The sequence below is a fragment of the Halomonas sp. MMSF_3323 genome (assembly GCF_030733595.1).
GTDB classification, from domain to species: Bacteria; Pseudomonadota; Gammaproteobacteria; order Pseudomonadales; family Halomonadaceae; genus Halomonas; species Halomonas litopenaei.
Window position 1 is genome coordinate 17,677 of sequence record NZ_JASHIT010000042.1, and the last position, 12,640, is coordinate 30,316.

General features: G+C 62.0%; 19 protein-coding genes. 4 read left to right on the forward strand and 15 right to left on the reverse strand.

The annotated features are described in order from the left end of the window. Positions 1–184 precede the first annotated feature (184 nt). Positions 185–925, forward strand: coding sequence for a hypothetical protein (locus tag RBB39_RS18690; protein WP_052704358.1), 741 nt, complete (start codon positions 185–187; stop codon positions 923–925). A gap of 51 nt (positions 926–976) precedes the next feature. Here RBB39_RS18690 and RBB39_RS18695 read toward each other — a convergent pair whose 3' ends face one another. Then, complete coding sequence (locus tag RBB39_RS18695; protein ID WP_045992887.1) at positions 977–1,591, reverse strand: TetR family transcriptional regulator; 615 nt, start codon at positions 1,589–1,591, stop codon at positions 977–979. A 182-nt stretch (positions 1,592–1,773) separates the two neighbouring features. Between RBB39_RS18695 and RBB39_RS18700 the strand changes: the two genes are divergently transcribed. Then, the gene (locus tag RBB39_RS18700; RefSeq protein ID WP_045992886.1) at positions 1,774–2,808 is read left to right on the forward strand and encodes a succinylglutamate desuccinylase/aspartoacylase family protein; all 1,035 of its coding nucleotides are present in this window, start codon (positions 1,774–1,776) and stop codon (positions 2,806–2,808) included. Between the two features lie 270 nt (positions 2,809–3,078). Here the strand turns inward: RBB39_RS18700 and dusA are convergent, their stop codons facing one another. Next, positions 3,079–4,083: a tRNA dihydrouridine(20/20a) synthase DusA gene (gene dusA, locus RBB39_RS18705; protein WP_045992885.1), complete on the reverse strand. Its 1,005-nt coding sequence runs from the start codon at positions 4,081–4,083 to the stop codon at positions 3,079–3,081. Between the two features lie 137 nt (positions 4,084–4,220). Between dusA and RBB39_RS18710 the strand changes: the two genes are divergently transcribed. After that, entirely contained in the window at positions 4,221–5,276 is a 1,056-nt protein-coding gene (locus RBB39_RS18710) for a site-specific integrase (protein ID WP_306169263.1), read from the forward strand. Here the strand turns inward: RBB39_RS18710 and RBB39_RS18715 are convergent. The 13 genes from RBB39_RS18715 to RBB39_RS18775 form a co-directional block, all read right to left on the reverse strand. Continuing rightward, positions 5,266–5,955 carry a hypothetical protein gene (locus RBB39_RS18715; RefSeq protein ID WP_306169264.1) on the reverse strand — a complete coding sequence of 230 codons (690 nt, stop codon included), beginning with the start codon at positions 5,953–5,955 and terminating at the stop codon, positions 5,266–5,268. The genes RBB39_RS18710 and RBB39_RS18715 overlap by 11 nt on opposite strands. 200 nt (positions 5,956–6,155) lie before the next feature. After that, complete coding sequence (locus RBB39_RS18720) at positions 6,156–6,413, reverse strand: pyocin activator PrtN family protein (protein WP_306169265.1); 258 nt, start codon at positions 6,411–6,413, stop codon at positions 6,156–6,158. Then, positions 6,410–6,691: a hypothetical protein gene (locus tag RBB39_RS18725; protein WP_306169266.1), complete on the reverse strand. Its 282-nt coding sequence runs from the start codon at positions 6,689–6,691 to the stop codon at positions 6,410–6,412. Before RBB39_RS18725 ends, RBB39_RS18720 begins: the two co-directional genes overlap by 4 nt. Next, a complete protein-coding gene (locus tag RBB39_RS18730) occupies positions 6,688–6,837 on the reverse strand; it encodes a hypothetical protein (protein ID WP_157033052.1) in 150 nt (49 codons plus the stop codon). Before RBB39_RS18730 ends, RBB39_RS18725 begins: the two co-directional genes overlap by 4 nt. Then, positions 6,827–7,042, reverse strand: coding sequence for a TraR/DksA C4-type zinc finger protein (locus RBB39_RS18735; protein ID WP_108449089.1), 216 nt, complete (start codon positions 7,040–7,042; stop codon positions 6,827–6,829). The genes RBB39_RS18730 and RBB39_RS18735 overlap by 11 nt, the downstream gene beginning before the upstream one ends. A 2-nt stretch (positions 7,043–7,044) precedes the next feature. Further along, a complete protein-coding gene (locus RBB39_RS18740; RefSeq protein WP_306169267.1) occupies positions 7,045–7,434 on the reverse strand; it encodes a hypothetical protein in 390 nt (129 codons plus the stop codon). After that, positions 7,431–7,769 carry a hypothetical protein gene (locus RBB39_RS18745; protein ID WP_306169268.1) on the reverse strand — a complete coding sequence of 113 codons (339 nt, stop codon included), beginning with the start codon at positions 7,767–7,769 and terminating at the stop codon, positions 7,431–7,433. Before RBB39_RS18745 ends, RBB39_RS18740 begins: the two co-directional genes overlap by 4 nt. 21 nt (positions 7,770–7,790) lie before the next feature. Next, a complete protein-coding gene (locus RBB39_RS18750; protein WP_306169269.1) occupies positions 7,791–10,457 on the reverse strand; it encodes a toprim domain-containing protein in 2,667 nt (888 codons plus the stop codon). 68 nt (positions 10,458–10,525) lie between these two features. Next, the gene (locus tag RBB39_RS18755; RefSeq protein WP_306169270.1) at positions 10,526–10,909 is read right to left on the reverse strand and encodes a hypothetical protein; all 384 of its coding nucleotides are present in this window, start codon (positions 10,907–10,909) and stop codon (positions 10,526–10,528) included. A 13-nt stretch (positions 10,910–10,922) separates the two neighbouring features. Then, positions 10,923–11,159 carry an ogr/Delta-like zinc finger family protein gene (locus RBB39_RS18760; protein WP_306169271.1) on the reverse strand — a complete coding sequence of 79 codons (237 nt, stop codon included), beginning with the start codon at positions 11,157–11,159 and terminating at the stop codon, positions 10,923–10,925. Then, a complete protein-coding gene (locus RBB39_RS18765; protein WP_306169272.1) occupies positions 11,156–11,329 on the reverse strand; it encodes a hypothetical protein in 174 nt (57 codons plus the stop codon). Before RBB39_RS18765 ends, RBB39_RS18760 begins: the two co-directional genes overlap by 4 nt. A gap of 52 nt (positions 11,330–11,381) precedes the next feature. Continuing rightward, complete coding sequence (locus RBB39_RS18770; protein ID WP_045992874.1) at positions 11,382–11,588, reverse strand: hypothetical protein; 207 nt, start codon at positions 11,586–11,588, stop codon at positions 11,382–11,384. 41 nt (positions 11,589–11,629) lie between these two features. Next, positions 11,630–11,848 (reverse strand): hypothetical protein, encoded by a 219-nt coding sequence (locus RBB39_RS18775; RefSeq protein WP_162816471.1) that lies wholly within the window; start codon positions 11,846–11,848, stop codon positions 11,630–11,632. A gap of 86 nt (positions 11,849–11,934) precedes the next feature. Between RBB39_RS18775 and RBB39_RS18780 the strand changes: the two genes are divergently transcribed. After that, positions 11,935–12,624, forward strand: coding sequence for a S24 family peptidase (locus RBB39_RS18780; RefSeq protein WP_306169273.1), 690 nt, complete (start codon positions 11,935–11,937; stop codon positions 12,622–12,624). Positions 12,625–12,640 lie beyond the last annotated feature (16 nt).

Genomic DNA, 12,640 nt, shown 5'->3' on the forward strand with positions numbered 1-12,640 from the left:
GGGGGCTTTTTATCGCCTATTACAAGCTTGTGGCGGGCCTGGGGGAAGTGTGCAGTGCAGCATATTGTGCATTGCAACATGCTGTCGCCAAAGGAAAAATTGGGATGTGCGGGTCGAGGTTTGTGGCCTATGGCGCTATGCTGCGGGTAGCAAGTACGCAAGTGGCAACGCCACGGGAGGTGGTATGGACATAACGCTGATCAGGGACATTGCCCTGAGTTTTCCGCTGATTCTGTTCACGGTGCTGCTTCCACTCGTCGCGCTCTACTGGATCCTGGTGGCATTGAAGCTGGTGCCGCTGCAGCTGTTCGAACGTGACAGCCTGCGTGACGATCATATGGCCAGCACGATGGTATCGCTGGGGTTTGCCGGGGTGCCGGTGACGGTGGCCTTGACCGCGCTGATCCTGTTCGCTGCTGTCTTCACGCTGGTGGCGGAACTGCTGATTCTGCAGTGGGTCAACTTGGCGATCGTGATCGTGCCGCTGGGCATCGTGGTGCTGTGGGGAGCCTTTGCGCTGTCGTCCCCGCTGGCATCCCGCTTCTGTCGGGTACTGTTGAAGCGCTATCGCGATCGGCCCTCGTTCAACCGCCGTTGCCTGCTGGGCGAGCGTGTTCAGGTGGTCGGCTTCATCGATGGCCAGGGGTGCTGCCGTGCGGTGCTCTGCTCGGACGGAACCCGGGAGATCTGCCTGAGGGGCAAGCCGGGGGCGATGCCGCGGGAAGGGGAAGTACGGGTGCTGGTCAAGTACCTGGAAGAGCACGACAGCTTCCGCTCGGTGGCCGAGCAGGAGTTTCTCGATGCGCGTACCCGGCTGGTAAGGCTCAAGCTGATCGAGCGCCATGAACCGGTACCACCCCATGAGGCGCCGACGCACGGGCACCACTACCACGGCCATCGTCACTCCCACGGCCATCAGCATTGAAGCGTGTCGAGCCCTTCTCGAGTCGATCGAGTAGCGGTTCGCGACGACGGGTCAGTCGCGACCGATCAGGCTGATCAGGTCATCGACCAGGGCAGGGCCTCGTTCACTGAGCGTGAAAGCCTGGGGCGCCCGCAGCCACTCCCAGAACAGCCCGCTCAGGGCATAGTGAAACAGGTCGGTGGCACGCTCCGGGCTAAGTCCGGGGCGTAGCTGCTGCTTGAGATCAGCCTGCTTGAACTGGCGCAGCAAGGCCTGGCAGGTTTCTCGGGCGATCTCGGCCTTGGCCTCCAGCGGGTCGAAATCGTCGGTACGCTCGCAGTGGTGCAGCAGGATACCGTGAACCCGGCGGTGGCGCGGAGTATCGGCCTGGCGCAGCCCGGCATGACAGCTCAAGCGAATGGCCTCAAGAGGGTGATGATCGACCGAGGAGTCGTCGAGCTCATTGAGCAGGTCCTCGAACGGCAGATGGACACGCTCCAGCATGGCCCTGAACAGATCGCCTTTGTTGCGAAAATGCCAGTAAAGGGCGCCCCGGGTAACGCCGGCCCGTCGCGAGATGACCTCGAGCGAGGCGCGCGAGACACCACGCTCGAGGAACACTTCCTCGGCGGCATCGAGCAATGCGGCTCGGGTGGCGGCGGCTTCTTGCTTGGTACGGCGGGCCATGGGGGCGGGGCGCTCCGGCGGTGGGTCAGTCCGCGTATTCTACCGGACTGGCCCCGCGAGATCAGCGGCATCGATACGCGCACTGAGGTAAATTGGACTCGTTTTGGCGACGTCACAAAGGTATAAGGACGACAGGTGCTGTCGTGTTTTCGACGGCGCGGCATGGCGACTAAGGAACTTTCATGGCAAGAGCCCCCTTCGAACTGGCCGGCATTACCGTCAAGCCGGGCACGCGTGCCCAGATCGACGTGCCGGTGGCCAAACTTTACACCCATGCACCGCTGGATATCCCGGTGGAGGTCGTTCACGGACGCCAGCCCGGCCCCACCTTGCTGGTGTGCAGCGCCATCCACGGCGACGAGATAAACGGCGTCGAGATCGTCAGGCGTCTGTTGCGTTCGCGCCAGATCAACCGTCTGCGCGGCACCCTGATCGCGGTGCCGATCGTCAATATCTTCGGCTTCGTTCAGCACTCTCGCTATCTGCCGGATCGGCGCGATCTCAATCGCTGCTTCCCCGGCAGTGAATCGGGCTCTCTCGGGGGGCGTATCGCGGCACTGTTTCGCGAGCAGATCGTCGATCACGCGACCCACATCATCGACCTTCACACCGGCGCCATCCACCGCACCAACCTGCCGCAGATCCGCGCCCAGCTGGGTGACGCCGGCGAGGAGACCCGGCGCATGGCCGACGCCTTCGGCGCCCCGGTGATTCTCAACGCCGAGCTTCGCGAAGGCAGCCTTCGCCACTACGCCCAGACGCGCGGTACGCCAGTGCTCACTTACGAGGCCGGCGAGGCGCTGCGCTTCGACGAGTGGGCGATCACCGCGGGTGTCCGAGGGGTGCTGCGGGTGATGCGCCGGCTCGACATGCTCACCGGCGAGCAACGCCGGCGCAAGCCGCCGGCGGCAGAGGTCGCCAATGGGTCGAGCTGGGCGCGTGCGCCCATCGACGGCATCCTGAGGCCCAAGGTGCGCCTGGGTGCCCGGGTCGCCAAGGGGCAGGTGCTGGGCAAGGTCGCCGATCCCTTCGGCGAGACCGAAGGCGAGATCCTGTCCATGGCCGACGGCATCGTCATCGGCATGAGCCGGCTGCCCCTGGCCAACGAAGGCGAGGCGCTGTTCCATATCGCCCGCTTCGACGCCATCGAAGAAGCCGAAAGCGCCATCGAGACCTTCCATTCGAGCCTGGAGCCGCCGCCCGATTCACTCTACTAGGCCTCAAGGCATGAAGCGGTTCACCCAGGAGCCAAGGTTGCACATGCAGGTGAGCACTCGCTTACCTTAAGGCATGAGGGTGGCGATAGGGGTAGCGGCAGAGGTAGCGGTAGCAGTAGCGGTAGGGCTAGCGAGACAGATGTCCGGAGGGCTTGATGAAGATCGAGTCCCCAACCCCGGACCCAATAAAGAACGGCCGAGCAGATCGCTCGGCCGTTGTCTTTTTTGCAGGCCGGTTTGCCCGTGCAGCGGAGTGTCGTGCAGCCGTTGTCAGGCGCTGACGGGCTCCGGCACCAGGCCCAGGGCATCGTCGAACACCGCCAGGCCCGCGCCGTCGCGATGAGCGTTCTCCGACAGATGTCGACGGAAGCGGCGCCCGCCGGGGCAGCCCTGGAACAGGCCAAGCAGATGGCGGGTGATATGGTTGAGCTTGGCGCCTTCTTCCAGGCGGCGCTGGATGTAAGGGCGTAGCGCCATAGCGGCGGCGTGGCGACTGTCAGTAGGCCCCGGCTCGCCGTAGATCGCCTGGTCCACCTGGGCCAGCAGCCAGGGATTCTGGTAGGCCTCGCGACCCACCATCACGCTGTCGACGTGATCAAGCTGCGTCTGGCACTCCTCGAGGCTCTTGATGCCGCCGTTGATGCCGATATGCAGATCGGGGCGACTGGCCTTCAAGCGATGTACCCGCGGATAATTCAGCGGCGGCACGTCGCGGTTTTCCTTGGGGGACAGCCCCTGCAGCCAGGCCTTGCGCGCGTGCACGATAAACACCTCGCAGCCGGCGTCGGCCACCTGGGTGATAAAGCGCTCGAGATCGGCGTCCTCGTCCTGATCGTCGATCCCGATACGGCACTTCACCGTCACCGGAATCGACACCGCCTCGCGCATCGTCGCCACCGCCAGCGCCACCTTGTCCGGATGCCCCATCAGGCAGGCCCCGATCAGGTTGTTCTGGACCCTGTCGCTGGGGCAACCCACGTTGAGATTGACCTCGTCATAGCCCCACTCCTCGGCGATCGCTGCGCACTCGGCGAGTTCCCCCGGATCGCTGCCACCTAACTGCAGCGCCAGCGGATGCTCCACCTCGTCGTAGCCGAGGAAGCGCTCGCGCGGACGCCCGTGAAGGATCGCACCAGTGGTCACCATCTCGGTGTACAAGAGCGTCCGGCGCGTCAGGGTGCGCGCGAAAACGCGGTAGTCGCGTGTCGTCCAGTCCATCATCGGCGCCACAGAGAAAGTTCTATCCAGCGTGGGGCGCGGGATGTCAGGCTTCATGCGGGTTGTGGGGGTTGCCTTCTCAATCATATCTGTACATATTTACAGTAGTTTTTGCCCGTTTTTCGCGACTGCTTGGTACTGATTTGGTACTCGTGGTCCTGGAGTCGCGTCGATTTGGTACCAAGGAGGGAGCGGTGGCGACGATTCGTAAGCGCCGAAAAAAGGACGGCAGTTTCTCATACATCGCCCAGATACGCATCGCACGCCAGGATCTGGATCACTCCGAGTCGCGCTCGTTCCCGCGCAAGGCCATGGCGGAGGAATGGGCGAAACGACGTGAACTGGAATTGGCGAGTCCGGCAGGTGTCGCCCAAGCCCGCTGGAAGGGAGTGACCCTGGACGACGCCATCGAGCGCTACCTACACGAGTTCGCCCAGGGCGCCGGTCGCTCCAAGCGCGCCACCATCGAGCAGTTACGCCGCTTTCCTATCTCCAGGGTAGCGATCACCGAACTCACCAGCGAGCAGGTGATCGCGCACGCGGTGATGCGCCGCGACAGCGGTATCAAGCCCTCGACGATCAATCAGGACGTGGTGTGGCTGGGGATCATCCTCAAGACCGCAGCCGCTGCCTGGAAGATGCCGGTGGAGCTCAACGAGTTCGAGTCAGCCAGGCTGCTGTTGCGCAGCAAGGGCGTGATCGGCAAGTCGAGTGCTCGGGATCGGCGGCCAACGGCCGGGGAGCTTGAGCGAATACGCGCTTACTTCCAGCGCTCGCAGCGGATTCGGCCGAGTGCCATCATTCCGATGGAAGAAATCATGGACTTTGCGGTGGCCACCTCTCGGCGCCAGGAAGAGATCACGCGGCTGCTGTGGTCGGATCTCGACGACGAGGCCATGACCTGCTGGGTGCGTGATGCCAAGCACCCACGCCAGAAGTGGGGCAACCACAAACGCTTCAAGCTGACCCACGAGGCCATGGCCATCATCAAGCGTCAGCCGCGTATCCAAGGGGAAGACCGGATCTTCCCCTACAACGGCAAGTCGATCGGCACCCGATGGCGGGCGGCGACAGCCGCCTGCGGCATCGAGGACCTGCGCTTTCACGACCTGCGTCACGAAGCGACGTCACGTTTGTTCGAGGCGGGATACGAGATCGTCGAGGTCCAGCAGTTCACGCTGCATGAAAGCTGGGATGTGTTGAAGCGCTATACACATCTGGATCCAGATAAGCTAGTGCTTAAGGGGTAGGCTTTTTGTTTCTTTTTTCTTTTAGCTTTTTGGCTTTCTCTTCTAAAGTCCAGCCCTCTGCTTTTGATATTTCTTGTTCAACTTTTGTTTTGATAGTCCAATAATCTCGTAGGTGGGCTTTGTTAGGCGAAACAATTATGTCTTCAATTATCCGATAAAGACCATCCAAAGCAATTCTTTTTCGCTCAAGCTCAACGGCATCGATACTGTTGAGTCTGTCTGTCGTATCGTGGTTGATGGCATTGCCTTTTTTATTCATTGCGAAGCGCCACTGGCCGTGAGCAATTTTGTTGCGCAAAAGACTTGGATTGATGATTCTTTCTTCAATTAGCTTTGCAATCTCTTTCTCAAGGTTTGGTTTGTGGTTCGAAGTTGAGTTAATCTTTGAAATTGAGATTTTAAGTGCCTTCTTCCAACCAGATCGGACGTTATTTTTCAGTGCATTTTTTATTTGTCCAATTTCGTCATCATTGAAACTGTTTGGTGTATAAATAAGTTTTGAAAACAAGGCTTCAGCATAAGCTGAAAACGTTAATGTCAGTAGCTTGGTGTGGACCTTTAAACTTGGCAAATCATTGTTGACTAGTGCAGTGTTTATAGAGCGACGCAGCTGCGCCCATGCGGAGCTGAGCTCTTTGACGTTGCCATTGTATGCCAAGAAGAGACTTTTATTGGTCATCCTTGAAGCCAATGCGGTGTGATTGATAAGTGTATGCGGGAATCCTCAAGCAGGCAAAAGACACTTGGTTAAATGCCCTTTGCCTGCTCGGAATCGAACCGAGATCTTCTGCTTAATAAATAAGCAGTTGCATTGCCATATTATGCTACAGGCCTTAAGAGAAGCTAACACTGTGTTTTTTGGAGGTCAAGATCCATGTGTTAAGCATTCACCCTTTGCCACATCTCGTGCGCTTCAGCCCGCCGTTTATCCAGGTATTGGGCAAGATCCACTGCACTGACCAGCCAGGGGGATTTCTGGGAGTCGCCGGCGCGATAGGTGGGGACCGGCAGGGCCTGGGCTCCCGCACGAATGCTGGCGGTGCGCGGGCTGATGCCGAAGTAGCGGGGCGCCACTTCATCGAGTGGCAGCTCGGAGCGTCCATCGAACTCCGCCAGCAGTCCAAAGTAGGTGTTCATGGTTGGCTCCTCCTTTTCCAGTGGTGATAGCGTTGCTGAATGGTCCGCAGCACCGCTGCGGACTTGGGGCGATGATCCAGCTCGGCGCGGCTGTTGACGCCGCAGGCGGCGCACAGCCAGTCGCGGGCGTCCTGTTCGTTGTGGGTGCCGTCGGGTAGCTGTTCGGCTGTCAGACCAAACTTGTGACGCCGGCGCCGGTCCAGGTAGAGCCGAAAGCCCCTGTCCTTGCAAAGCAGGGCGGCGGCCCTGGCCAGGGCGCCTCCTTTTCGCTCATTCATGGCTCGTCCTCATTCGCATGTTCATGACGCTCCGGATCGAACAAGTCCAAGGTCTCGCGGCTGAGTTTCCAGGCTTCCCAGGCCAGCAGCAGCGTCATCAGGATGGCCACCGCGGCAATAACGATGAGGATGGTGTCAGCGGACATGGCGGCGTTTCCTCTCGCTTAGTTCCTGGCACTGGATACAGGTGGTGGCCCAGGGCGCGGCCTGGCGGCGAGCGGTGGGAATCTCGTCGCCGCACTCCTCGCATTCAGTGTTGGTGGCGGTGGCTGTCGGTAGTCGGCACAGCGTGAGCGCGCCTTCCATGCGACGTTCCATCAGTTCGCTGGCGATATCGGCGTTGTCGGCCATGATCAGTCCTCCTCCTTGTGAGTCTCGGTGTCCCAGAAGCGCTGCATCAGGCGGTCACCGTCGTCCAGGTACTCGTGCAGCTCGCGGGGTGTGTAGGTGGCCCACTCGATTAGGGTCAGGGCCGCGCGCTGCAGGTCGCGATCGATGACCCGCAGGCGAGTGAGATCCAACGGCCAGGTCGGGCCGTTGTAGGCGGCGAGTAGAATGCGCCGGCAGTGCTGGCTCTGGCCGGTGTGTCCGGTGGCGACGTCGACGAGGCGGCTCAGCGCCGCCGGGCCGACCAGTTCAAGCTGCGCTCGGCGCTGTTCGGCGTCGGCCTCCTGGGCGAGGATTTTCTCCATGGCCTGGCGGCTTCGCTCGCGCAGGCGTTCGGTAACGCGGTGCATGGTCATGAGGCGCTCCTTGCGTGGTGCGGTTGTTGCGCTGCCCGGTGGGCGTGATGCGCAGGCAGATGTGCGATGGCGATGCCAAGCTTGTCGGCGATATGGTCGAGCCCGGCGTCGGTGAGTTCGGTGCGGCCGTAGTGGGTCCAGCCGCAGGCGGGGTGCCAGTAGGTGCCGGTGGTCACCAACATCAGGCGGGTGGCGCCGCGCCTCTTGTTTCGGTAAGGCCCGGTCGGCAGGTTGTCGGCGCCCAGCACGCCGGCCTCGCGCAGGCGGCGGGCCAGGGTGTTGCGGCCGAGGTTCAGCAGGCCGGCGGCCTGGTCGAGGGTGTAGGTACGCTGCATATGGGCCTCCTTCGTTGCCTGCTATGCCTGGAACACCCAGCACTTCACGCTCGCGCCGTTGAGGCGGATGCGGGAGCGCACGGTACGGTTGGCGTCGACGAACTTGCGGGTCTTGCTGGCTTTGAGGTAGCGCTTGAGCTCGCGCATTTCGGGCACGCGCAGCTTGTATTCACCGCAGTAGCGCTCGAAGTCCTTGAGGTTGATGGCGATCAGGTCGCCATCGCCGCCGTAGTGATCGAGTACCGGCTCGGCCTTAAGTCCTTCGAGGTAGTCGAAGGCCTCCCAGAACTCCGCGACCAGGGGGTGGTCGGCGCTGATTGCCTGCTGGCGTTCGCGGGCCATCTGCCAGACATGGCCGATAGCCACGTCGATGGTTGCGGCGTTGAACAGGCCGAGTCCGTCGGGACCGAGGCACTCCACCAGGGCAACGAGCTGGCCGTGGCACTTGGCGATACGCAGCACCTTGATGTCCGGGTCCTCGGCGAGGCGTTCGGCGAAGGGCCTGGCACGCTCGTTGATCAGCGTGAGCAGCTCGGCTTCGCGTTGGGCCACGTCCAGGGCGAACTGGCTGACGTGCTCGAGTTCGGCCTTTTCCAGCGCCTCGGCGAGTTCCTTGGTCTGCCGGTTCTGACCCGCACGAGTGAAGTGCAGGTGACAGATGCGTGTCTGGATTGCCTCGCCGGCCTGCACGGCGGCGTTCTGGCTGATCACGATGGAGCCGCGAAAGGGCGGCTCGTAGGTGTCGTTGCCGCTGTTCTTCACACCCCGGGCGCGGATCGAGCGGCCGTTGAAGGCGGTCTTGAGCTCGTCCCAGTCGAACTGTTTCTGTTTGGCGCCGCCGTCCTGCTCGCGATCGGACTCGATCAGCACCACCGGCAGGTTGGAGACCTGGGCGAAGTTGCGTGAGCGCGCAGGCATGGTGGCCTTGGAAGGGTCGAAGCCCTCGTAGTCGCGGCGACCGACCAGTTTCCACAGGAACTCGATCAGTGTGGACTTGCCGGCACCGGCCTCGCCGACGATCTCCAGGAAGGGAAAGCTGCCCATCTCGGCGCGGATCTGCTCGGCCAGCAGGCTGCCCAGCCAGAACGCCAGGGCGATCACGCCCTTGGCGCCGAAGGCGCCGAGCAGTTGAGTCGTCCAGTCGGTCTGGTAGGCCTCGCGATCAGGGTTGAGGTGTAGGGTCACCGACTGGCTCAGGGTCTTGAGCTGCTTGCGCGCACCGAGCTCGAAGTAGTCCTCGCTGTTGATGCGTATCAGCTTGCCACCGGCGACGGCCAGGTCGCCGAACACATAGGCGGCGTGTTCCTTGCTGTAGCCGATGAAGTCGATGGTCTCGACGGTCTTGATGCCGCCGATCTGGTCCTGGAGCAGGGTGTCGAGCTGCTGACTGGTGCCGGTCCAGACGGCGCCGGGCGCCACGCCAAGCAGGCGCTTCTTGAACTCGCTGGCACTGGCCAACTGGCCACCGCTGAAGGTGTTCTTCACCGGGGCGCTGCTGTCGGGGAATTCGACGCGGTAGTAGTACCAGCTCTCGTCGGTGACAACGTTGGCCTGGTAGTACAGCGCTGTGGGGAAACAGGTGCAGATGCGCTTAACGCTGCCGGCCTGCTCGAGGGCGGCGTCGCGGATCGCCGGGTTCAGGCTTTGCTGGTCGCCGCCATCTTCCCCCTCAGCGCGCACGGCGCGATCGAAGGCGTCGATATCGAGCTTCCACCACCACAATTGACGCTTGTACTCGAACCAGAACTCCCGCCGCTCGCTGCGCTTGTAGATGATCAGTGCCTTGGCCATGGCGGAGGGAGCCAGCAGCAGGGCACCGTGGTAGCGGTAGGTCTCGCGGTGCTGCTCGGTCAGCTCGCCGCGCTGGTGGCAGTCGTTCCAGTCATGGCGGCCGTCGCCGGGAATCTGTGCGGCGCGGCACTCCCAGCCGGCGGCCCTGGCGCGGGCAACATGCTTGACGGTGGCGTTCTGGCCTGCCCGGTTACCATCCAGCGCCCACACCAGGGTGGGGCGCGTGGTTCCGACGGCGTGGGCGGCATCGGCCAGGGCCTTGAGGGCGACGTCTGGATAGTTGGCGCAGCTCATCGCCGAGACCGCGGCAATGCCATGGTGGTACAGGGCGATGGCGTCGAAGATGCCCTCGACGATCCACACCTCGCCGGCCTCGACCAGGTCAGCGGCGGTCAAGGTCGGCGGCTGCCACCAGTTGCCCTTGTAGCGGCCGACGAAGTTGGCCTTCTGCTTGCCGAAGCGCTCGGGATTATCGAGTAGCCGCTCCCAGTAGGCCCCGCCGGGCAGAGTGAAGCGCACCGTGGCGCTGCCGCCGACGTTGGGTTTCCAGTAGCTCTCCTGGCTGTACCAGCCCTGGATGCGATCCAGATCGAAGCCCCGACCGTCGCGTAGGTAGCCGTCGGCGACGGACGTCTTGCTCTTGGCTTGAAGCGCCGGCGTGCCGTAGCGCTCGCTCCAGCTGGCGAACAGCTCGGGAAACAGCTCCTTGATATGGAACTGACTACCACAGTTGTTCTCGCGCCCACACTTCAGCATCCAGGGCGACTCACTGGAGATGTACGCTTCGCGCTTGCCGCAGGCGGGACACACCACCTTTTGCAGGTAGTGACCCCGTTCTTCGGCACGGTAGTCACGAATCAAACGCGCAAGAATGTCCTGGCGCAGCGATGGATTCACGCTGGCCTCCTTATGATGAAAGCTGGGCGATAAAACAGTGGGCGAAAGCCCGTTGCCGGTGGCGGCGACTACTGGTCGATCAGAACAGGGCGCTGTCGGTGGCGGTCGATCACGCTGGTGCGCTGTTCCTGGCGGGCCTGTTTCAGAACATGAAGCAGATCGGTCACCGTCAGGGCGACGGGGGTGCCCTCACCCAGGCGCAGTACGACAAGTTGCGACGTGGTGGCGTCCACATCGATGCGCTCGCGCCGGTTGGTGGCCTCGAGGTCGGCGTAGGCCTGGAGAGCTGTCAGCTCGGCGTGCTCGACCGTCGTATCGGTGTTGGTGAGCAGGTAGTCGACGCAGTTGGCCAAGGCGTCGCGGCGATTGAGCCAGCGATCGCGAAACAGCTGCGCGGCGGCGAGGTTGTGCGGATCCAGGTGAATACCACGCAAGGGCAGAACATTGGTCATCGGGATGTCCTCGTCAGTCGTTGATCTGTTCCAGTACCCAGCGCCGCAGACTTGGGTCGATGGGGATGCAGACGCCTGGATTGGGTTGTCGACTCGGTGCGGTGGTGGTGGCGAACTCAAGCTGCATCTTTCCGCCCCAGCCGCAGTCCAGGTTGGTGCACTGGGCGTACACCAGCACCAGGGCGGGAATCGGCCGCTTGCTTGTTCGTGTCGCTAGCCGAGAGCGGCAGTGCGGGCAGGTGATCCTCACCGGCTATCTCCTTTCACTTCGTATATCGCTCTGCCCCGACCAGTGAGCCCCTGAGCGCCCCGGCGGATGCGCCGACGCAGCAGCCACTCGGCGGCCTGTTCTCGGGTCTGCAGGTTCTGCTGGGCACAGACGGCATCGAGCACGGCTTTCATGTGTTGATCGAGCTCCATGGCTTGGTCCGGCATGGCGTACCTCGAATGCACGGTGGATGTAGCGCTTCATTCAGCCAGCGCGAGCGGCGACAGTGTCAGTGACGGTGGCAAGGTCGACGCCGAGGACTTCTCGGGCTTCCTTCATCATCATCTGGCGCATCACCTCGGCTTTGGGCAGACCCAGGTAGTTGGCCAGCGCCGTGATGACATCGGCCTCGTATTGATCGAGGTAGACCGTGGCCTTGTTGGTGCGAACGCGTTTCGGGTCCTGGTACATGGCGGAGTTCCTTTATGCGGCAAGTCAGGACAAGAGCAGGATCAGCAACGAGCCGCCTGCTCGGTGTCGGCTTCGTAGCGCTCGATACCGAGCAGAAGCAGCATGCGAGCGGTGGAGGAGAGCGAGCGCATTTCCAGCTCCGCGATGCCCTCGAGCTTGTGGCGCTCCCGATCGGTGACCATGGTCATCACCGAACGGTTGCATCCTCGGGGCGAACGGGCCGCAACAGGGACCTGTTGCATGGTGTCAGTGCTGTTCATGGGTTAGGCTTCCTAAAGGTTGTCTAATACTGTAATGCGATCATGGTTCACAAAAGTGTACCTGTCAATAATCGGGGTTCAAAAAAATGACCATTGGTGAGCGCCTGAAGGAAGAGCGCGAGCGTTTGGCGTTGAGCCAGACGGCCTTGGCGGCGATCGGCGGTGTAGGAAAAACCACGCAGATCAACTACGAGAAAGGGCTTCGTAACCCCGATTCTGCCTACCTGACAGCCGTTGCTGAGCAGGGGGTGGATCTTCTGTATGTACTGAAAGGGTCGCGTTCCGTGGACTCGTCATCTGGTGGCGAGGTGAACGGGCTTGATGGTGGTTCACATAACGATACCTTGTTGATGGGTGGAGACTTGTGTCCCATCCACCTCTACGACATCGAGGCGGCAGCCGGTGACGGACGCTCCTTGGAGGCGGAGGAGGTCGAGACCACCATCTACTTCCCGGGTGAACAGCTCGCTGCCCAGGGCCTGGATCCCGCCCATGTGGTGGGCGTCAAGGTTCGCGGTGACTCGATGGATGGCACCCTGGCCGATGGTGACTGGGTGTTGGTGGACCGTAGCCAGCGAGAGCCAAAGCCCGAGGGCGTCTTCCTGTTGCTGGTCCATGGCGAGCGACGGATCAAGCGCGTGCAGCGCGTCGCTGGCGGAGCCTGGTTGTTGATCAGTGACAACGACCACTACCAGCCAGAGTTGATCAAGCCCGAGGATATGAAGGACGTGGCGATTCTGGGGCGGTGTGAGATTAGGATTGGTAGAATCACGTAGATGGCATTATTGCAAT

Bases quoted from the DNA above. Each gene is read 5' to 3' on its own strand.
- RBB39_RS18720 (WP_306169265.1), bottom strand. From the start codon at position 6,413: ATGAACACCTACTTTGGACTGCTGGCGGAGTTCGATGGACGCTCCGAG.
- RBB39_RS18725 (WP_306169266.1), bottom strand. From the start codon at position 6,691: ATGAATGAGCGAAAAGGAGGCGCCCTGGCCAGGGCCGCCGCCCTGCTT.
- RBB39_RS18735 (WP_108449089.1), bottom strand. From the start codon at position 7,042: ATGGCCGACAACGCCGATATCGCCAGCGAACTGATGGAACGTCGCATG.
- RBB39_RS18755 (WP_306169270.1), bottom strand. From the start codon at position 10,909: ATGACCAATGTTCTGCCCTTGCGTGGTATTCACCTGGATCCGCACAAC.
- RBB39_RS18775 (WP_162816471.1), bottom strand. From the start codon at position 11,848: ATGAACAGCACTGACACCATGCAACAGGTCCCTGTTGCGGCCCGTTCG.
- RBB39_RS18765 (WP_306169272.1), bottom strand. From the start codon at position 11,329: ATGGAGCTCGATCAACACATGAAAGCCGTGCTCGATGCCGTCTGTGCC.
- RBB39_RS18780 (WP_306169273.1), top strand. From the start codon at position 11,935: ATGACCATTGGTGAGCGCCTGAAGGAAGAGCGCGAGCGTTTGGCGTTG.
- RBB39_RS18730 (WP_157033052.1), bottom strand. From the start codon at position 6,837: ATGTCCGCTGACACCATCCTCATCGTTATTGCCGCGGTGGCCATCCTG.
- dusA (WP_045992885.1), bottom strand. From the start codon at position 4,083: ATGAAGCCTGACATCCCGCGCCCCACGCTGGATAGAACTTTCTCTGTG.
- RBB39_RS18690 (WP_052704358.1), top strand. From the start codon at position 185: ATGGACATAACGCTGATCAGGGACATTGCCCTGAGTTTTCCGCTGATT.
- RBB39_RS18770 (WP_045992874.1), bottom strand. From the start codon at position 11,588: ATGTACCAGGACCCGAAACGCGTTCGCACCAACAAGGCCACGGTCTAC.
- RBB39_RS18695 (WP_045992887.1), bottom strand. From the start codon at position 1,591: ATGGCCCGCCGTACCAAGCAAGAAGCCGCCGCCACCCGAGCCGCATTG.
- RBB39_RS18715 (WP_306169264.1), bottom strand. From the start codon at position 5,955: ATGACCAATAAAAGTCTCTTCTTGGCATACAATGGCAACGTCAAAGAG.
- RBB39_RS18740 (WP_306169267.1), bottom strand. From the start codon at position 7,434: ATGACCATGCACCGCGTTACCGAACGCCTGCGCGAGCGAAGCCGCCAG.
- RBB39_RS18745 (WP_306169268.1), bottom strand. From the start codon at position 7,769: ATGCAGCGTACCTACACCCTCGACCAGGCCGCCGGCCTGCTGAACCTC.
- RBB39_RS18700 (WP_045992886.1), top strand. From the start codon at position 1,774: ATGGCAAGAGCCCCCTTCGAACTGGCCGGCATTACCGTCAAGCCGGGC.